Below are 18,390 nucleotides of genomic sequence, written 5' to 3' on the forward strand. Positions count from 1 at the left end.
TGGCCGGCCTGCAGGAGTCACCCCGGGCCGGACCGGGACAGATTCTCGTACAGCCGGTCCCGGGTTCATCATTTACCGCGCGGGGGTCACCTTTTCGTGTCCGGACCGTGGCCTGTGAGTTGTTCCCACACCTGGTCGAGCCGGCGGTCCAGCTCGGCCAGACTGCCGGAGTTGTCCACCACCACATCCGCGGCCGCGAGCCGGTCCTCCCGCGACGCCTGGCTGGCGATGCGCTGATTCGCTTCCGCGTCAGTCATCCCGCGCTGCGACGTCAGCCGCTCCACCTGCACCTCGACCGGTACGTCGACCACGAGTACGACGTCGAACTTGCCGGCCTGCCCGGTCTCCACCAGCAGCGGGATGTCGTGCACCACGATCGCGTCCTCCGACGCCTGGTGCTCGATCTCGGCGGCGCGCGCCCGTACCCGCGGATGGATGATCGCCTCCAGCTTCCGCCGCGCGGTCTCGTCGCCGAACACGATCTTGCCGAGCGCCGGCCGGTCCAGCTCACCGTCAGCAGTCAGTACGCCGGAACCGAACGCGGCGACCACCTCGTCCAGCCCGTCGGTCCCCCGCGCAACCACCTCCCGAGCCAGTACGTCGGAGTCGATCACCACCGCGCCCCGCTCAGCCAGCCGCGACGACACCGCACTCTTCCCGGCCCCGATCCCGCCAGTCAGTCCCACTCTCAGCACCCCAGCACCCTATCGGCGGCCCTACCATGGCGTATGGGGTGGTGGCGACGGGGACGGGATGCGCAGGAGTTGAGGCACGTCCGCCGGATGGCCGAGGAGGATGTTGTCCAGTTCGGGGAGGAGCTGGCTCGGCTCGGTGAGCTGCTGGAGGGCGGTGCGCTCGACGCGGAGACCCGGCACGACTACCAGACCGCCCTGGACGCCTACGAGACCGCCGAGCGGCTGGTGGACCGGCTCAGCTCGTTCGAGGCGATCAGTGCGATCGTCGACACCCTGACCGCAGGCAGGTACGCGCTGGCGTGCGTCCGCGCCCGGGTGGCGGGTGATCCGCTACCTGAACGCCGTACGCCGTGCTTCTTCAACCCGCAGCACGGCCCGGCCGCGCGCGAAGTGGTCTGGACACCACGCAGCGGCCCGACCCGGAAGGTGCCGGCCTGCGCACAGGACGCGGCCCGGATCCAGGCGGGCGAGGACCCGCCGGTCCGTCTGGTCCGGTACGGCGAGCAGGACGTCCCAGCCTGGGAAGCGGGCGCCCCGAACGAGCCGTACCGCATCGGCTTCTTCTCCGCGAGCGGTGCCCGCGCCCACGTCATGGAACTGAAGATGCGCCTCAAAGGCGAAGGCCGCGGCCAATGGGGCACCGACCTAGGCAAACCCCCTATCCGCCGCCCCTACGACTAACCCCACCCGCTCGTCGAGTCGTGGAGAGTGGTTCAGAAAATCTGCCGGGATCCACGACTCGGCGTTCGGGGTCGGAACCGTTCGCCACGACTCGGCGAGGTGGCGGATGACGCAGGCCGACGGGGTGCGCGTCGCACAGCCAAACCTCCGGGCGACCGCGGAAGGCAGCCACCACTGTAAGTCTCTTCTTTTCTCTGTTTCTTCTTTGGGAACGCGAAAACCCCCGCACCTGACGGTGCGGGGGTTCTCGTGACTACAGCCGGAGGAGTTTCCGGGGCAGGGGATCAGCCCTGGCCGGTGAGCTTCTCGCGGAGGGCCTGCAGGGCCTCGTCGGAAGCGAGCGCGCCCTCGACGGGAGCGTCGTCCTTCGGGGCAGCGGCCGAGGAGTACGTCGATGCCTCGCCGGCCTCGACGTCCGCCGTCTTGGCGTCCTCGATCTGCTTCTTGTGGGCCTCCCAGCGCGTGTGGGCCTCGGCGTACTGCCGCTCCCACTCCTCGCGCTGCGCGTCGAAGCCCTCGAGCCACTCGCCCGTCTCCGGGTCGAAGCCCTCCGGGTAGATGTAGTTGCCCTGGTCGTCGTACGTCGCCGTCATGCCGTAGAGCGTCGGGTCGAAGTCGTCCGAGACCGGGTCCAGCCCCTCGTTCGCCTGCTTCAGCGACAGCGAGATCCGGCGACGCTCGAGATCGATGTCGATGATCTTGACCATCGTGTCGTCGTTGACCTGGACGACCTGCTCCGGGATCTCGACGTGACGCTCGGCCAGCTCAGAGATGTGCACCAGACCCTCGATGCCCTCCTCCACGCGGACGAACGCACCGAACGGAACCAGCTTGGTGACCTTGCCGGGCACGATCTGGCCCATCTGGTGGGTCCGGGCGAACTGCTGCCACGGGTCTTCCTGGGTCGCCTTCAGCGACAGCGAGACGCGCTCGCGGTCCATGTCGACGTCCAGCACCTCGACGGTGACCTCCTGGCCGACCTCGACGACCTCGGTCGGGTGGTCGATGTGCTTCCAGGACAGCTCCGAGACGTGCACCAGACCGTCGACGCCGCCGAGGTCCACGAACGCACCGAAGTTGACGATCGAGGAGACGACACCCTTGCGGATCTGGCCCTTCTGCAGCTGGGTGAGGAAGTTCATCCGCACCTCGGACTGCGTCTGCTCCAGCCACGCCCGGCGGGACAGGACCACGTTGTTGCGGTTCTTGTCCAGCTCGATGATCTTCGCCTCGATCTCCTGGCCGACGTACGGCTGGAGGTCGCGGACGCGACGCATCTCGACGAGCGAGGCCGGCAGGAAGCCGCGGAGGCCGATGTCGAGGATGAGTCCACCCTTGACGACCTCGATGACGGTGCCGGTGACGACGCCGTCCTCTTCCTTGATCTTCTCGATCGTGCCCCAGGCCTTCTCGTACTGGGCGCGCTTCTTCGAGAGGATCAGACGGCCTTCCTTGTCCTCCTTCTGGAGAACCAGGGCCTCGACGTGATCGCCGACGTTGACGACCTCGTTCGGGTCGACGTCGTGCTTGATCGACAGCTCGCGGGACGGGATCACGCCTTCGGTCTTGTAACCGATGTCGAGCAGGACCTCGTCCCGGTCGACCTTGACGATGGTGCCCTCGACGATGTCGCCGTCGTTGAAGTACTTGATGGTCTGATCGATCGCCGCGAGGAAGTCTTCCTCCGACCCGATGTCATTGACCGCTACCTGCGGGGTGTTGCGCACTGCGGGGTCGAGGGGAGCCTCGATGCTGGCCGTCATGTGGTGGGTTGCTCCGTGGACTGGTGGTGTCGTGCGGTTGCGTCATGAACCTTTGGATCGCATCAAACCGCGGGATTGCCTGAAGACGACAGATTCACCACCGACTGCTGCGAGTCACGAGCCTGCTCGGTCCGAGGTCGCGCGGGCCCATAGCGCATCTGACAGAATACCGGTCTTCACGAAGGCAGCACAACCTGGGGCACCCGGTGCCTACCGAGCGCCCGCCGAGGTCTCACGACGTGCCATTGACTTCAGAGTACGACGTCCAGGTCCGGACGGCCTGCGGAGAGGTCACCCGTGTCCGCCATTCGGAAGACCAGCCGGTGCGCCGCGGCGGCGACCTCGTGCTCGGCCGCCCGCGTGGCGAGGTCCAGCAGCGCCCACAGATCCGCCGCCCGGCCCAGATCGACGAGCCGCTCCCCCAGCCCGGTCGCCTGTAGCAGCCCACTCCCCCGCAGTACGTCGAGGACGGCTCCCGCCAGCACCTGGTCCGTGCTGAAGCGGAAGAGGTTGCCCAGGTCGGCGTACGGCGAACCGGCGTGGGCGAACTCCCAGTCGATGAGGCCGGTGATGCGGGCCGTCTCCGGGTCGATCAGCAGGTTCTTCGGGTTGAAGTCGCTGTGCACGAGGCAGAACCGCTCGACGCCCTCGGCCAGCAGGTCCTCGGCGTACCCGAAGACGCTCTCCAGGCCCTCCCGCTGCGTCGGAGTCATCCCGAGGTCCAGGCTGTCGACGTACTGCTCCAGGTCCCCGCGCAGCGGCTCGACTCCGAGGTCCGCGTCGCGGAACAGCCCGAACGATCGGAACGGCATCCCGCTCAACCGCGCGAGCAGCTCGCCCAACTGCTTCCCGACGTACCGTCGCTCGTCCTCCCCTGCCGTCGAGAGGTAGACCTCCAGGTTCACGCCCGGCAGCCGCTCGGTCAGCAGGTACGGCGGGTCGTCCGGCGTGCCCTCCCGCTTCACGTCGAGCACTCGCGGCACCGGGAGCAGCCCACGCACCAGCTGAAGCAGCGCAGCGTCCACAGCTGCCCGCCCGGGGTCCTTCAGATACAGCTTGAGTACGGCGTCCTCTCCGCCCGCACTGACCGCGTACGTCTGGCCCTGATAACCGCCTGGCAACGGAACAGCACTAGCGGCGAAGTCGCTCATGGTTTCGACACTAGAGTGTGCGAGGTGAACAGGCCGGTACGGGTGGAGCTGACCGAGGTGGAGACCTCGCGAGCCAGTCGTACCTACTGGGACTCGGCAGCTGACGAGTATCTGGAGGAGCACGGCGACTTCCTCGGCTCCGACCGGTTCATCTGGTCGCCGGAGGGTGTCGACGAGGAGGCAGCTCAGCTGCTGGGGCCAGTCCGGGGGAAGCGCATCCTCGAGGTCGGCTGCGGCGCGGCCCAGTGCTCGCGGTGGCTCGTCGGCCAGGGCGCCGATGTCGTTGCCTTTGACATCTCTGTCGAGCAGCTCCGCATCGCGAAGGACCTCGATGCCCGGACCGGTACGTCGGTCCGCACCGTCGCCGCGGACGCCGTAGCGCTGCCGTACGCCGACAGCACGTTCGACATCGCCTGCTCAGCCTTTGGCGCACTGCCCTTCGTCGCCGACGTGGGTACGACGTTCCGCGAGCTGGCGCGCGTCCTGAAGCCAGCTGGCCTGCTGGTGTTCTCGGTGACCCACCCGTTCCGCTGGACCATGCCCGACGACCCGTCGCCGGCCGGACTGCGCATCACTCACTCGTACTTCGACCGGACGCCGTACGTCGAGGTCGACGAGTCCGGTACGCCGGTGTACGCCGAGCACCATCGGACCGCCGGCGACTGGATCCGCGAACTGACCGGTGCGGGTTTCGTGATCGACGACCTGCTCGAGCCGGAGTGGCCGGCCGGACATGAGCTGGTTTGGGGCGGTTGGGGTCCGGAGCGCGGCCGCTACGTCCCCGGAACTGCCATCTGGACCGCGCACAAGGCGCCGAACGCATGACCCGCTTCCCAGCAGTGGACGGGCTGCGGGCAATCGCAGCGCTCGCTGTGGTGACCGCACAGGTCGGTCTGCACACGCATGCACCGCTCGCCGGTGTCGTGTCCCGGCTGGACGTCGGCTGGGCGATCTTCTGCGCGATCTCCGGCTTCCTGCTCTACCGGCCGCACGTCGTAGCGTGGTTCTCGGCCACCGAGCCGCCGCTCACACTGCCCTATCTGCGTGACCGTGCGCTGCGGATCCTCCCGGCCTTGCTCATCACCGTCGTACTGTCGATCGCCTTCGTCCCTCACCCGGCGACCACCTACCTCCGCTGGGCCGTCCTAACGCCACTCCCCTTCTACCTGCTCCTCCCCGGCCTGGGTCGACTGCTCACCGGCTACGAGCGACCGACTCGGCGCAGTGTCCGCTGGCGCCTCCTTGTCCTGGTTGCCCTGACCGTGCTCGGCCCGGTGTGGATGGCTGCGGTCACGGCGACCGATCACCCGCAGGCGAGCCTGTGGCTGCCCGGGTACCTCGGCTGGTTCGCGGTCGGCATGGGTCTGGCGCTCTGGCAGGTCTCCCGCGCCACAGGGCGACTCGGGCCGTCGGCACTCGACACACTGACCAGAGTCCCCGGAACGCTCTGGGGAATCGCCGCAGCGCTCCTCCTGGTGTCCGCGACTCCGCTCGCCGGACCCTACGACCACTCCGCTCCCACACCGGCACAGGCGCTGCTCAAGAGCCTGCTCTATACCGCTGTCGTCGCCTGCGTGCTGTTCCCGATCCTGACGCCCTCCGCGAAGACAGTCCGCGTGCTGGGTGGCCGCCCGGCGCAGATCGGTGCGCGACTCTCCTACGGCGTGGTGGTGTACGGGTTCGTCGTACTGGGCGTGATGCGCGGACCGTTCGCAGTACAGCTGCTGGTGACGCTGGTCGGCGCGGTCGTGCTGGCCGCCGCGAGTTACCGCCTGATCGAGCGGCCAGTCCTGCGTTTCGGGAAGAAGACTGCAACGGCCAGGACAGCCAGAAGCGTGACCAGTCCGAGTAGCAGTCCAGCGCGGTAGCTCCGTGCCGGCATGAAGCTGGCCGTGACGACCTGCTCGGGTCCGGCCGGCAGGACCCACCCTTGCTGCCAGCCGCCGATCCGGATCGGCGTCAGCTTCTGGCCGGTGCTGTCGTACGCCTCCCAGCCCTCGTTGTAGTTCTGCGCGACCGCCAGCACGGACTGGTCGTCCGCATCGGGCACCTCGACGGTCAGTTCCGCCGGGTTCGGCCGCCACACGTCCACGCCCTGCACCGGCGTCACAGACACGTCTCCGAATCCAGCCTTGATCAGCGTGGTCTCGATCGGCACGAACCCACCGCCTGCGAGCACCTCCACGTGGTGGCTCCCGGACCGCAGCGCTACCGACGTCGCCCCGCACAGCTTGAACGACACCGTCCGCCGCTGCAGCACGTCCCGCGTGCTCGCGGTCACCTGTGTCCGAGCCGGTACGCCGTCGATACGCACCGCCGGACCGCTCCCGCAGTACGTCGGGACGCGGCGGTCCGGATCGACTGCCTTGCGCAGCTCGTCCGCGCCAAGCACGACGACCTCTGTCACCCCGACCGGGCTCCGACGTGCGTCCTGCAACGGCTTCGTCGCAGTAAAGTCGATCTTGATCGTCCGCACGTGCCGCGTCGCGAACCGGACATAGCCGTCGGCGTCCACTGTGAACCGGATCGGAACGCCGCCGTCGAAGTGCAGCATGACCTCGGCCGGCCGCGAGCCGTCCAGGTAGGTGTCGGACTGGAACCGCAGCCCCCGCACATCCTTTGCCACCGGCAACTTCAGTGTGAGGCTCGGCTTCGGGTCGTCCGGGTCCGCCAGCCAACTCGTCCCGGGATCACGGTCGACAGCCGCACCCGGCCTGCCCTCCGGCGCCGTGACCGCCCGCGAGGACGCCGTCGCGGTGATCGCATCCTGCACCGGCAACAGCCGTTCGAGCACATCACCGTCCTTGGGCAACGCCGTACCCCGCAGCTCGTACGACGCAGCCTGCGGCAGTTGCACGGTCCGGCTCAGGCCGTTCTCGGCCGCAGGCGTCGCCTGCTCCTGGTTGCACAACGCCCGCGCCCCGACGTGTAGACAGCCGGAGCGCCCGATCTGCTGAGTCCGCAGCACCACCGCACTCGGCTGCTCATCGACCGGTTTGCTGACATCGGTCTCGATCAACGGCAGCCCGTCAACCTTGCCCGCGGCGTCTGACCGCAGTACCGCGCCACCACTCCCACCAAGCGCTGTCACGACAGTCGGTACGTCGTCAGCCGTGCCGTCGACCGCCACGAGCCGGGACCGCGGGATCAGCCGCCCCGGAGTTGTCGCGCCGACGTCGTAGATCTCCACGCTCGGGTAGGCGATGCGGGTCCGCCCGCCCGGACCGAAGTACGCGACACGTCCGATGCCGGCGTCGGCAAGGCTCTCGTGGATCGCGAGCGTGTCCTCGAGGTCATTGCGCACCACGACGTACCGGACGCCGTCGCGAGTGAGCTCCTGGCGCAACGTCTGGTCGCCCACGCCTGAGTCGACGCGGCGCTCCATGTCATCGGTCAGCGCGGCCATCGGTCGCTTGACCAATGCGGCGAGCGGCTCTGTCGTGCTCGAGAGGACTAGGACGCTGCCAGGGGCGGACTGGTCGTCCAGCCACGCTGCGGCTGCATTCCAGTGCCCTGGGATCGCGGCAGATGCCCCGTCCGGTCGTAGCAGGACCACGGGCGCGGCTGCAGCCACCGCCAGACATGCGACCACCGCCGGTACGACGCGGCGATTGACACCCCGGGACACGGACAGATTGGCCAGGCGGCGTAGGTAGTGCGCTGCAGTGAGTGCGAGCGGCAGTCCGAGGACCACGCCTATTACCGGCAACCAGCGCGGCCCCGGCGGCGCGTCGCCGTACTTGAGTAGCAGCGCAAGCGGCGCCAGCCACCAGATCGACACGGCCACCACAAAGCCCAGCCAGCCCAGCGCGAGCTTCAGCTTGTGGTGGCTGACCAGCCAGATCGCCGGTACGACGAGTGTGGCGGCGCCCGCCACCGGGTCTGCTCCACCGATCAGGGCGAACGCCAGCGCCGACCAGCTGGCCCGCCACCAACCGGAGCGGGCGCGGGGCGACACGAGCGGCACCATGATCCACGGAGCCATGGCCATCGGCCACACCTCGATGGGGAACTCACCGAAAACCCGTGGCACGAGCGCGTACAGCAGTGCAACGGCGAATCGGGTCCACGGGACGCCGTACTCCAGGACGTTGCAGAGCTTCCAGATACCGAGGAAGGCGACGCAGAGGACGAGCGACCACCACAGGCGCTGAGTGATCCAGTCCGGCACGGACAATGCGTTGAGCAGCCAATGGAACGGCCCGATCGGCAGGAGGTAGCCGAAGGCGTCGCTCTGCACCTGACCGAAGGCAGTGTGCGGGTCCCACAGGTGCAGAGCCCGGGACAGGAACCGGCCGGGCGCCGCGGTCAGCTCGATCCTGGTGTCGGCGAGAATCTTGCCCGGAGCCTGCTGGAAGCACAGGGCTACCAGAGCCAGGCAGCCCAGCACGAGCCGCGCTCGCCAGACCACCTGCTCCGGACTGCCTGCTTTCAGCCTCCCCACCGGCGGGACATTAACGGATCCGGCGGCTTCCCGACGGCATCGTTGCCGTACCGTGAGGTCGGCAATATCACCCCGTCGATATCCCACCGCTATCCCACCGCTATCCCACCGATCCGAGGCCGCACAGAATGACGTCGGGCACCACCCAACCGCAGGCGCCGCGCAGTGCCTTCCTGCGCAGCGCCACGGTGGTCGCCGTCGCGATGGCGATCATGAACGTGGCCGCCTACGGGTTCACACTGATCGCGTCCCGCCGGCTGATACCGGAGCAGTTCGGAGCGATCACCGCCCTCCTGGGTCTGCTGCTGATCGGTAACGTCGCCTCACTCGGTCTGCAGGCTGCCGGCGCTCGCCAGCTCGCCACGCACACCGGGAACGGCGCAGCCGCGCTGGCCGACGCGATGCTGCGTGCAGGCCGTCGGTCGGCTCTCGGGCTCACAGCGCTCTGCCTCGTGCTGACGCCGCTGTTCATGTGGCTGCTCCACATCGACTCGGTCGTCGCCATCCTGCTGCTCGCTCCGACGCTGGGCGGCCTCACGCTGATGGGTTCGCAGCTCGGCGTACTGCAGGGCAGCCAGCGCTGGAGCGAGCTGGCCGCCGTCTACTTCTCCACGGGGGTCGGCCGGCTGGTCCTGGGCGGCGGTGCACTGCTCATCCACCCGTCGCTCGACTGGGCCATGGCCGGCCTCGCGCTCGGTGCCGCCGTACCGGCTGTGCTCGGTCAGTTCTTCCTGCGCGGATCGAGCGGCTCGACCACTCAGCAGGTCAAGGACGTACTGCGAGAGTCCGTGCACGGCACGCACACGCTGCTCGCGTTCTTCGCGCTGGCCAACGCCGACGTGCTGTTCGCCCGCGCCCTGCTCGACGAGAAGGACAGCGGGTACTACGCGGCCGGTCTGATCATCGCGAAAGCCTGCCTATTCCTGCCGCAGTTCGTCATCGTGCTCGTGTTCCCGTCCCTGGCCAACTCCCCCGGCGACACCGTCCGGCTGCGACGCTCGATCATGGCCGTCGCGGGCCTGGGCGTCTGTGCGGTCGTCGGCACGTTGATCCTGCCCGGCATCGTCGTCGAGGTCATCGGCGGCAAGGCGAAGTACGCGCCGCTCGGCCCGTACACCTGGCTGTTCGCAGTCGCCGGCTCCGCGTACGCCGTACTGCAGCTCGTCGTGTACGCCGCGATCGCCCAGCAGGAGAAACGCGCCGCGCTCGCGATCTGGATCGGCCTCGTCGTCCTCGCGGTGGCCGCCGGAATCGTGCTCGGCACCGGCATCGCCACCGGCCTGAACGGCGTGAAGGTGCTGGCCGCGATGACCAGCACCTGCGCGCTCCTGCTCTCGGCCGTCCTGGCGACCGGACTGCACCGGCAGGCCGCCGACTAGCTCACACGGGCGGGCCTACCAAAGACTGGCCTACCAAAGACTGCTCCGCGCGAACCGGCGGGCGAAGGTGTTCGCCAGCACCAGCAGCACCAGGCCGATCACAGATCTGAAGAGCCCGATCGCGGTCGCGTAGCTGAACTGCGGCACGGACGACGCCAGGCCGATCTTGTAGACGTAAGTGTCGATCACCTCGGCCACGTCGAGGTTCAGGCTGTTCTGCATCAGCAGCACCTTCTCGAACCCGACCGACAAGATCCTGCCGATGTCCAGGATCAGCAGGATCACCGCCACCGGCACGATCGCCGGCAGATCGATGTGCCACATCCGCCGCAGCCGCGAGGCTCCGTCCACGATCGCCGCCTCGTGTAGCTCCGGCGGCACACTGGTCAACGCGGCCAGGTAGATGATCGCCGCGAACCCCATCGTCTGCCACGCACCGGACCAGACGTAGAGGTGCCGGAACATCCCGGAGTCCCCCATCAGGTTCTGCGGCCCGATGCCGAACAGACCGAGGAGCTTGTTGGTCACGCCGGTGTTCGGGCTGGTCAACACGACGAGCAGACCCACGACGACGACCGTGGAGATGAAGTGCGGCGCGTAGGTGATCAGCTGCGAGGCCCGGCTGAACCACTTCTTGCGGATCGTGTTCAGGCAGAGCGCGAGGATGATCGGCAACGGGAACGTCGCCACCAGCTCGTAGACGTGCAGGTACACGGTGTTCTTGATCAGCCGCCAGAACTGGTACGACTCGACGAACCGGTTGAAGTACTTCATGCCGGCCCACGGACTGCCCCAGATCCCGGACACCACGTTGTAGTCCTTGAACGCGATGATCACGCCGTACATCGGCCAGTAGGCGAAGATCGCCAGCCAGAGCAGCGGTAGCGCGAGCATCGCGTACAGCTGCCAGTTGCGGCGCATCCGCAGCCCGAGGCCGACCGCGTTCTTCGCCGTCCGGGTCCGCTTGTGGGCCGCGGACCGGACGGTCGACCGAGCTTCTGTCGAGGTCGTCATGCCGTCATCCCTTCAGGGAGCCGACCATGGCTCCCTTGACGAAGTGCTTCTGCACGAACGGATAGACCAGCAACGGCGGAATCATGCCGATCACGATCAGCGAGTACTTCAGCTGCTGCTGCAGCTCCTGCATCTGCAGCAGCTTGCTGGTGTCCTGCATCTGCGACGGGTCGACCTTCGACTGGATCAGGATCTGCCGCAGCACGACCTGCAATGGGAACAGGTGCTCGTTGGTCAGGTAGATCAGCGCGTTGAAGAACGAGTTCCACTGCCCGACCGCGTAGAACAGCAGGTTCACCGCGATGATCGGCTTGCTCAGCGGCAGCACGACCCGCCAGAAGAAGCCGAAGTCGCTGCAGCCGTCCACCTTCCCGGCCTCGACCAGCTCCTCCGGGATCGTCACCATGAAGTAGGTCCGGGTGATGATCACGTTCCAGACCGCCATCGCGGTCGGCAGGATGATCGCCCACCGCGTGTTCAGCAGTCCCAGCTGGTCGACCACGAGGTACGTCGGGATCAGGCCGCCGTTGAACATCATCGTGAACACGAACGCGCCCATGATGATGCCCTTGCCCGGCAGCCCCTTGCGCGACAGCGGGTACGCCGCGAGCAGCGTGAGAACCGTTGCCACCAGCGCGCCGACGAGCGCGTAGTACACGGAGTTGCCGAAGCTGCTGACGATCGCCTTGTAGTCGAAGATCGCGCGGTAGGCATCCAGCGTGAAGCCGACCGGCCAGAGCCAGACCTCGCCGGCCGACACCTTCCTGGTGTTGCTGACCGATGCGCTGAGGACATAGACCAGCGGGTAGAGGATCGCCAGGCAGAAAAGGCCAAGCGCGGTGTAGATGCAGGCCATCGCGATCTTGTCGCCGCGAGTGTCCTGGATCGACGCGCCCACCGCCAGCCGCTGCTCGTCCGGCGGCAAAGTCCCGGCGCTCATCCGTTGTACGTCTCATAGGCGGCCTGCTGCAGCTCGAGATACGGCTTCACGCCGATCTTGCTGACCCGGTCCTTGTAGTCGTTCCAGGCTCCGTCGTTGTTCGGGTCGAGCTGCCCGGTGAGGAACTTCGCGAACGACTGATTCACCTCACCCTTGAGGTTGGTCTTCAGCTCCGCCTCCTGCGCGGCCTGGTCCTGATCCAGCGTGACCGGAGGGAACTGCATCTCCTGCGGCTGTTTCAGCGGGAAGAAGCGCTCCTTGGTCTGCTCGTAGAGCGGCTTCTCGAAGGTCAGATCGCCCGGCAGCACCCGTTCGCCCAGCCGGAAGTCCTGCGAGCGGTACATCGGGTTGTCCTGACCCCAGTTGAGGTTCTTCTGCGAGTTCCAGGTCGCGTCGAACCCGTACACCGCCTGCTTGCCGTTGATCCCGAGGTCACCCTTCTTCGCCCACGCGAACTTCGGGCCGCCGTACCCGCGCAGGATCGCCTCCAGCTCGTACTGCGCGTCGGCCCACTGCACCAGCAGATCCGGCTTGGCGCACTTCTTGGTGATCACCAGGTGCGCCACCTCGACGCCGACGGTCAGGTAGTCCCACGCGGCGTACTGGACGCCGTTCGGTCCCTTCAGCGGCGGGCAGGCCTCGTACTGGCGCCAGCGGGCGTTCGGGTCCTTCTGGTCGATGTCGAGGAAGTTGCCCCAGTAGTTCGACCGGGCGCCGCCGATCAGCGGTTTGCCCGGCGCGTTGCCGTAGCGCTTCAGCTGGTCCCCGTCGGCGGTGAAGACGTCCCGGCTGATCAGGCCTTCCTTGTAGAGGCCGTTCACGTACTTCAGGCCCTCGCGCCATTCGTCCTTGTCGAACGCGACATCGACCTTGCCGTCCTTGACCACCAGCCACGGCTCGCCCGGATCGTAGAGGAACGCGTTCATGAAGAACGGGTCGAGCGGAGCCTCGTTGTAGCCCGCGAACGGGATCGTCTTGCCGTTGCCGGCCAGGTCCGCCTTCTTGAAAGCACGCAGTACTTCGCGGAACTCGTCGGTCGTCTTCGGCATCGCCAGGCCGACCTGCTTGATCCAGTCGACGTTCAGCCACCCTCGTCCGTCGATGGCCCGGCAGTGGAAGCAGTCGTTGATCCCCGGGAACGAGTAGATCTTCTTGTCCGGCGCCTGGATCAGCTTGCGCGTCTCCGGGTAGTCCTTCATCGCCTGCTGCAGGTTCAGCGCGTAGGCGTCGATGTACTGGCCGACGTCGGTGAAAAGCCCTTGGGCGCCGTACAGGAACAACTGCGAGCGGGTGAAGCCGATACCCAGGAACGCGTCCGGGATGTCTCCGGCCGCGATCATCGCGTTGACCTTGGTCATCACGTCGTCGTCGGTGCCGCCGATCTGACTCCACTCGATGTGCACACCGGTCTTCTGCTCGAGCCACTTCGTGAAGGCATTGGTCTTCCAGTCGCCGATCGTCACGTCCTGCTTGACGACGATCTTGAACGTCACCTTCTCGGTAGTGAGCGGTTTCAGCGTGCGGGCGACCGGCCCGACGTACCCCGGCGGGTACTGAACGGTGGCCAGCTTCGGGCCGAGGGTCACGCTCGGGGCGGCCTCGCCGGCGCCAGCGGCCGCGGCGCCCGCGTTGCTCTTGCCACTACACCCACTGAGCAGGCCGCCGCCGGCAGTCGCCGCGGTGAGGCCGAGTGCCCCCGCGATCAATGATCGACGGCTGACTCCAGGGCGCGCGTCATCGTTCGGCATGGTTCCTCCTGGCGGCTGGTCGGAACAAAAGACGAAATATCCGAGAGCGATATCCGATAGGATCTCGGATCTTTGCCCCGGAGAATGACACAGAAAGCGGTTGCGCGGAAGACCTCGCCGGACACTGACCGGGATCGGTCCATCACTGTCGGTATCTTGCGCGGTAAGCGCTTACCGCTTGCGTTCGGCGATCAAACTTTCTTGCAGAAAGAAACCGTAGCGGCCCTGTTCTATAGGGTTCCGCTCATGGCGACCCCGAAGTTCATCCTCGACCTCCGCACGAAGATCGGGCACGACCTGCTCTGGCTCACCGGCATCACCGGTGTCGTCCTCAACGACGCGGACGAGGTCCTGCTGGTCCGGCGCGCGGACAACGGCCGCTGGAGCCTGGTCGCCGGCATCCTCGAGCCCGGCGAACAGCCGGCCGTCGGCCTGATCCGCGAGATCCAGGAGGAGACCGCCGTCGAGGCCGAGATCGTGCGGCTGGTCAGCATGGAGTCGCTCCCGCCGGCCAGCTACCCGAACGGCGACCGGGTCCAGTTCCTCGACCTGTGCTTCCGCTGCCGTCCCCTGAGCGGTGAGCCGCGCGTCAACGACGACGAGTCACTCGACGTCCGCTGGTGGCCCCTGAACGACCTGCCCGAATTGACGGACCGGGAGCGGGCGTCCATCGAGAACGCCCTCTCCCCCGACCCGACGCCGGTGTACGTGACTCCCTAGTGATCCTCTAGCGACCGTCCAGCTGGGCAGCTAGTGCGCCGCTAGCTGGTGGCTAGTGGGCAGCTTCGTGCCAAGTGCGGCCGACGCCTACCGAGACGTCCAGTGGAACGGCCATGTCGACGGCATGGCCCATGTCGTGCCGGACCAGTTCCTCGAGGGCCTCGCGTTCGCCGGGGGCGATCTCGAAGACCAGTTCGTCGTGGACCTGGAGGAGCATCCGGGACTTGAGGCCGGAGTCACGCAGCGATGCGTCGACCTTGAGCATCGCCATCTTGATGACGTCGGCGGCCGAGCCCTGGATCGGGGCGTTCAGCGCCATCCGCTCGGCCATCTCGCGGCGCTGGCGGTTGTCGCTGGTCAGGTCCGGCAGGTAGCGCCGGCGGCCCAGGATCGTTTCGGTGTACCCGGTCTTGCCGGCGTCGATGACGATCGACCGCAGGTAGTCGCGCACGCCGCCGAAGCCCTCGAAGTACTCGTCCATCAGGCCCTTGGCCTCGTCCACGCCGATCTTCAGCTGCTGACTCAGCCCGTACGCCGACAGGCCGTACGCGAGGCCGTAGTTCATCGCCTTGATCTTGGCGCGCTGCTCCTGAGTCACCGCGGACGGCTCGACCGAGAACACCCGGGACGCGGTCACCGAGTGGAAGTCCATCCCGGAGTTGAACGCGTCGATCAGGCCCTGGTCCTTCGAGACATGCGCCATGATCCGCATCTCGATCTGGCTGTAGTCCGCCGACATCAGCGACTCGTTGCCCTCGCCGACGATGAAGGCCTGCCGGATCCGGCGGCCCTCCTCGGTCCGGATCGGGATGTTCTGCAGGTTCGGGTCGGTGGAGCTGAGTCGCCCGGTCGCCGCGATGGTCTGGTTGAACGTCGTGTGGATCCGGCCGTCGCGCGGGCTGATCGTCTTCAGCAGGCCCTCGACCGTCTGCCGCAGCCGGGTCGCGTCGCGGTGCGCCAGCAGGTACGCCAGGAACGGGTGCTCGGTCTTCTCGAACAGCGCCTGCAGCGAGTCGGCGTCGGTGGTGTACCCGGTCTTGGTCCGCTTGGTCTTCGGCATCTGCAACTCGTCGAACAGCACCACCTGCAGCTGTTTCGGCGACCCGAGGTTGATTTCCTTGCCGATCACCTCGTACGCCGAGGTGGCGGCGTCCCGCACTCCGGTGGCGAACCGGTCCTCGAGCTGCTCCAGATACGGCCGGTCGACCGCGATGCCGTCGCGCTCCATGGCGGCGATGACCTGGATCAACGGCAGCTCGACATCCGCGAGCAGCCGTGTGCCGGCCTGCTTCTCGAGCTCGGCGTCCAGCGTGTCGGCGAGGTCGGCGATCGCGCGCGCACGCAGCATCGTGTGGTCCGCGGCCGGGCCGCCCTCGACGTCGTCGAAGCTGAGCTGGCCGTTCTCGGCCTCCTCGTTGCGCAACTCGCGCTTGAGGTACCGCACGGTCAGGTCGGCCAGATCGTACGCACGCTGGTCCGGACGGACCAGATACGCGCTCAGCTGGGTGTCCGAGCTCAGCCCGCCGAGCGTCCAGCCACGCTCCAGGAAGCCGAGGAGCGGACCGTTCACGTCGTGCAGCGCCTTCGGCTGCTTCTCGTCGGCCAGCCAGGCCTGCCACGCGGACTCGTCGTCCGGCGTCATCGTCATCGGGTCGAACCAGGCTGCGGCGCCGGAGGTGTTCGCCAGGGCCAGTCCGGTGATCTGGCCGGTGCCGCCACCCCAGCTGCCCTGCACCGCGACGCCGACGCGCTCACCCGTCATCACGTGTTCCTTGAGCCAGGCAGCCACCTCGCCCGGCTTCAGCTGGGCCCCGTCCAGCTCGAACCCGTGGTCGACGGTCGCGTCGACCTCCTCATGCTCGGCGACGAGCCGCTCGCGCAACACCCGGAACTCCAGGCTGTCGAAGAGCGTGTGCACCTTGTCGCGGTCCCACGGCGTCCGGACCAGGTCGTCGACCGTCACGTCCAAGGTCAGGTCGCGGACCAGCTCGTTGATCTGCCGGTTCCGGATCACGTCGGCGAGGTGCTCGCGCAGCGACTCGCCGGCCTTGCCCTTGATCTCGTTGACCCGGTCGACCACGTCGTTCAGCGAGCCGAACTGGTTCAGCCACTTGGCCGCGGTCTTCGGCCCGACACCGGGCACGCCCGGCAGGTTGTCGCTCTGCTCCCCGACCAGCGCGGCGAGATCCGGATACAGCCGCGGGGTGACGCCGTACTTCTCCTCGACCGCGGCCGGGTCCATCCGGGCGATCTCGGACACGCCACGCTTCGGGTACAGCACCGTGACGTCCTCGCTGACCAGCTGGAACGCGTCGCGGTCACCGCTGCTGATCAGCACCTCGAAGCCCTGCTCCGACGCCTGCGTGGCGAGCGTGGCGATGATGTCGTCGGCCTCCCAGCCGTCGATCTCGGTGGTCGGGATCCGGAGTGCCTCCAGCACCTCCTTGACCAGCGAGACCTGCCCCTTGAACTCGTCCGGGGACTTCGAGCGACCCGCCTTGTACTCCGCGTACTGCTCCGAGCGGAAGGTCTTGCGGGACACGTCGAACGCCACGCAGACATGCGTCGGCTGCTCGTCGCGGAGCATGTTGATCAGCATCGAGGTGAACCCGTACACCGCGTTGGTGTGCTGCCCGGTGGTCGTGGAGAAGTTCTCCACCGGCAGCGCATAGAACGCCCGGTACGCCAGCGAGTGCCCGTCCAGCAGCAGGATCCGCGGTCGGCCTGTGCCGGGGGCCGCGGCGTCCTTGGTCATGGTCGAGGTGTTGGTATCTGGAGCCACACACCGACTCTAGTGGGTCCCGTGGACAGTTCTGACACACTGCTTCCGTGACAGATGAAACCAACCTCGGCCCGGGCATGGGCATGGAGGGCACGCTCCTCCAGCTGATGGGAATCGTTGTCAGCGAAGCGTCACCCGAGCGGGTCGTCGCGACGATGCCCGTCAAGGGCAACACCCAGCCGTACGGCCTGCTCCACGGCGGCGCGTCCTGCGTCCTGGCCGAGAGCCTCGGCTCGATCGGTTCCGCGCTGCACGCCGCGACGTACGGGAAGGTCGCGGTCGGCGTCGACATCAACGCGACCCATCACCGCGCGGTCCGCGAGGGAGTCGTCACCGGTGTCGCGACCCCGATCTACCTCGGCCGAACGACGACGTCGTACGAGGTGATCGTCACCGACGAGCGGGACAAGCGGGTCTGCACCGCGCGGATCACTTGCCAGCTGATTCAGGCTCCGCCGGGGAGCTGACCGCCGTGCCGTCGACCGTGCCGCCCACCGTGCCGCCTACCGAGCCGCCGAGCTGAGCGCGGCGGGCGAAGGCGGAGCGGCGGGACGAGAGCAGGGCGAGCAGGTTGGGCGCGTGCTCGGCGGCGAGCCGGCGCCGGACCGTGTGCGTGTTCGCGAACCGCAGTACGCCGGCCTGTCCGAGACCGAGGCGGGCCAGGAACCGGTTCGCCTCGCGCGCGATCGCGGGCGCGACGACGGCCAGGTGCGCGCAGCCCTCGTGCTCGGCCCACGCGACCGCTTCCGCGATCAGGGCCTTGCCGAGACCGTGCCGGCGGGCGGAGTCGCTGACGTGCAGGTATTCGACGGTGACCGTGGTGTCGTCGTGCAGCGGGCTGACCGCCGTCCGGCGCAGGTACGCCATGCCGTGGATGTCGCCGTCCAGTTCGCCCACCACCAGGCGGGCCGACGGATCGTCCAGGTGTTTGCTCACGGCAACCTCGGCGGCGGCCGTCGACGGCGGCGCGGGCAACCGGGACGGCAGCCCGGCGGTGGTCAGCTCACGCCACAAAGCGACCAGGGCGGCGGCGTCACCGACACGCGCGTCCCTCACCTCGATGGCAGCCACAG

At 67.7% G+C, this 18,390-nt stretch carries 15 protein-coding genes; 6 read left to right on the top strand and 9 right to left on the bottom strand.

Features of this window, described 5'->3' with window-relative positions; translation table 11 throughout:
- Nucleotides 1-86: 86 nt before the first annotated feature.
- Complete coding sequence (gene coaE / locus AB0J62_RS28635) at nt 87-695, bottom strand: dephospho-CoA kinase (protein WP_363877518.1); 609 nt, start codon at nt 693-695, stop codon at nt 87-89.
- Between the two features lie 87 nt (nt 696-782).
- Between coaE and AB0J62_RS28640 the strand changes: the two genes are divergently transcribed.
- Nucleotides 783-1,376: a hypothetical protein gene (locus AB0J62_RS28640; protein WP_363877520.1), complete on the top strand. Its 594-nt coding sequence runs from the start codon at nt 783-785 to the stop codon at nt 1,374-1,376.
- Nucleotides 1,377-1,660: 284 nt separating this feature from the next.
- Here the strand turns inward: AB0J62_RS28640 and rpsA are convergent, their stop codons facing one another.
- Nucleotides 1,661-3,139, bottom strand: coding sequence for a 30S ribosomal protein S1 (rpsA, locus tag AB0J62_RS28645; RefSeq protein WP_350863258.1), 1,479 nt, complete (start codon nt 3,137-3,139; stop codon nt 1,661-1,663).
- Nucleotides 3,140-3,390: 251 nt separating this feature from the next.
- Complete coding sequence (locus AB0J62_RS28650; protein WP_363877521.1) at nt 3,391-4,290, bottom strand: phosphotransferase; 900 nt, start codon at nt 4,288-4,290, stop codon at nt 3,391-3,393.
- 24 nt (nt 4,291-4,314) lie between these two features.
- Here AB0J62_RS28650 and AB0J62_RS28655 point away from each other — a divergent pair, with 24 nt between their 5' ends.
- Together AB0J62_RS28655 and AB0J62_RS28660 are read left to right on the top strand one after the other, a co-directional pair.
- Complete coding sequence (locus AB0J62_RS28655; protein WP_363877524.1) at nt 4,315-5,115, top strand: methyltransferase domain-containing protein; 801 nt, start codon at nt 4,315-4,317, stop codon at nt 5,113-5,115.
- Nucleotides 5,112-6,158: an acyltransferase gene (locus tag AB0J62_RS28660; RefSeq protein ID WP_363877526.1), complete on the top strand. Its 1,047-nt coding sequence runs from the start codon at nt 5,112-5,114 to the stop codon at nt 6,156-6,158. The genes AB0J62_RS28655 and AB0J62_RS28660 overlap by 4 nt, the downstream gene beginning before the upstream one ends.
- On the opposite strand, the gene AB0J62_RS28665 is transcribed toward AB0J62_RS28660, so the two are convergent.
- Nucleotides 6,056-8,734, bottom strand: a complete 2,679-nt coding sequence (locus AB0J62_RS28665; protein ID WP_363877528.1) for an alpha-(1->3)-arabinofuranosyltransferase family protein — start codon at nt 8,732-8,734, stop codon at nt 6,056-6,058. The genes AB0J62_RS28660 and AB0J62_RS28665 overlap by 103 nt on opposite strands.
- Before the next feature lie 128 nt (nt 8,735-8,862).
- Between AB0J62_RS28665 and AB0J62_RS28670 the strand changes: the two genes are divergently transcribed.
- On the top strand, nt 8,863-10,113 hold the full coding sequence (locus AB0J62_RS28670) for a polysaccharide biosynthesis protein (RefSeq protein WP_363877530.1): 1,251 nt from the start codon (nt 8,863-8,865) through the stop codon (nt 10,111-10,113).
- A 30-nt stretch (nt 10,114-10,143) separates the two neighbouring features.
- Here AB0J62_RS28670 and AB0J62_RS28675 read toward each other — a convergent pair whose 3' ends face one another.
- From AB0J62_RS28675 to AB0J62_RS28685, 3 genes are read right to left on the bottom strand one after another with little or no spacing between them, the layout of a single operon-like run.
- Nucleotides 10,144-11,127 carry an ABC transporter permease subunit gene (locus AB0J62_RS28675; RefSeq protein WP_363877532.1) on the bottom strand — a complete coding sequence of 328 codons (984 nt, stop codon included), beginning with the start codon at nt 11,125-11,127 and terminating at the stop codon, nt 10,144-10,146.
- 4 nt (nt 11,128-11,131) lie between these two features.
- Nucleotides 11,132-12,067: a carbohydrate ABC transporter permease gene (locus AB0J62_RS28680; RefSeq protein ID WP_134098672.1), complete on the bottom strand. Its 936-nt coding sequence runs from the start codon at nt 12,065-12,067 to the stop codon at nt 11,132-11,134.
- On the bottom strand, nt 12,064-13,815 hold the full coding sequence (locus AB0J62_RS28685; protein ID WP_363877534.1) for an extracellular solute-binding protein: 1,752 nt from the start codon (nt 13,813-13,815) through the stop codon (nt 12,064-12,066). Before AB0J62_RS28685 ends, AB0J62_RS28680 begins: the two co-directional genes overlap by 4 nt.
- Nucleotides 13,816-14,061: 246 nt before the next feature.
- Between AB0J62_RS28685 and AB0J62_RS28690 the strand changes: the two genes are divergently transcribed.
- Nucleotides 14,062-14,535, top strand: coding sequence for an NUDIX domain-containing protein (locus tag AB0J62_RS28690; RefSeq protein ID WP_363877536.1), 474 nt, complete (start codon nt 14,062-14,064; stop codon nt 14,533-14,535).
- 52 nt (nt 14,536-14,587) lie between these two features.
- Here AB0J62_RS28690 and polA read toward each other — a convergent pair whose 3' ends face one another.
- On the bottom strand, nt 14,588-17,290 hold the full coding sequence (gene polA, locus AB0J62_RS28695; RefSeq protein ID WP_363877749.1) for a DNA polymerase I: 2,703 nt from the start codon (nt 17,288-17,290) through the stop codon (nt 14,588-14,590).
- Between the two features lie 74 nt (nt 17,291-17,364).
- On the opposite strand from polA, the gene AB0J62_RS28700 reads away from it, so the two are divergent.
- Nucleotides 17,365-17,784 carry a hotdog fold thioesterase gene (locus tag AB0J62_RS28700; RefSeq protein ID WP_233714730.1) on the top strand — a complete coding sequence of 140 codons (420 nt, stop codon included), beginning with the start codon at nt 17,365-17,367 and terminating at the stop codon, nt 17,782-17,784.
- Here the strand turns inward: AB0J62_RS28700 and AB0J62_RS28705 are convergent.
- Complete coding sequence (locus tag AB0J62_RS28705; RefSeq protein ID WP_363877539.1) at nt 17,747-18,388, bottom strand: GNAT family N-acetyltransferase; 642 nt, start codon at nt 18,386-18,388, stop codon at nt 17,747-17,749. The genes AB0J62_RS28700 and AB0J62_RS28705 overlap by 38 nt on opposite strands.
- Between the last annotated feature and the right edge of the window lie 2 nt (nt 18,389-18,390).

The organism is Kribbella sp. NPDC049584 (assembly GCF_040675555.1).
In the GTDB taxonomy this organism is placed as follows: Bacteria; Actinomycetota; Actinomycetes; order Propionibacteriales; family Kribbellaceae; genus Kribbella.

Coding starts and splice junctions, on each gene's coding strand:
- AB0J62_RS28640 (WP_363877520.1), top strand. CDS start 783: ATGGCCGAGGAGGATGTTGTCCAGTTCGGGGAGGAGCTGGCTCGGCTC.
- rpsA (WP_350863258.1), bottom strand. CDS start 3,139: ATGACGGCCAGCATCGAGGCTCCCCTCGACCCCGCAGTGCGCAACACC.
- AB0J62_RS28650 (WP_363877521.1), bottom strand. CDS start 4,290: ATGAGCGACTTCGCCGCTAGTGCTGTTCCGTTGCCAGGCGGTTATCAG.
- AB0J62_RS28660 (WP_363877526.1), top strand. CDS start 5,112: ATGACCCGCTTCCCAGCAGTGGACGGGCTGCGGGCAATCGCAGCGCTC.
- AB0J62_RS28670 (WP_363877530.1), top strand. CDS start 8,863: ATGACGTCGGGCACCACCCAACCGCAGGCGCCGCGCAGTGCCTTCCTG.
- AB0J62_RS28675 (WP_363877532.1), bottom strand. CDS start 11,127: ATGACGACCTCGACAGAAGCTCGGTCGACCGTCCGGTCCGCGGCCCAC.
- AB0J62_RS28680 (WP_134098672.1), bottom strand. CDS start 12,067: ATGAGCGCCGGGACTTTGCCGCCGGACGAGCAGCGGCTGGCGGTGGGC.
- AB0J62_RS28685 (WP_363877534.1), bottom strand. CDS start 13,815: ATGCCGAACGATGACGCGCGCCCTGGAGTCAGCCGTCGATCATTGATC.
- AB0J62_RS28690 (WP_363877536.1), top strand. CDS start 14,062: ATGGCGACCCCGAAGTTCATCCTCGACCTCCGCACGAAGATCGGGCAC.
- polA (WP_363877749.1), bottom strand. CDS start 17,290: ATGACCAAGGACGCCGCGGCCCCCGGCACAGGCCGACCGCGGATCCTG.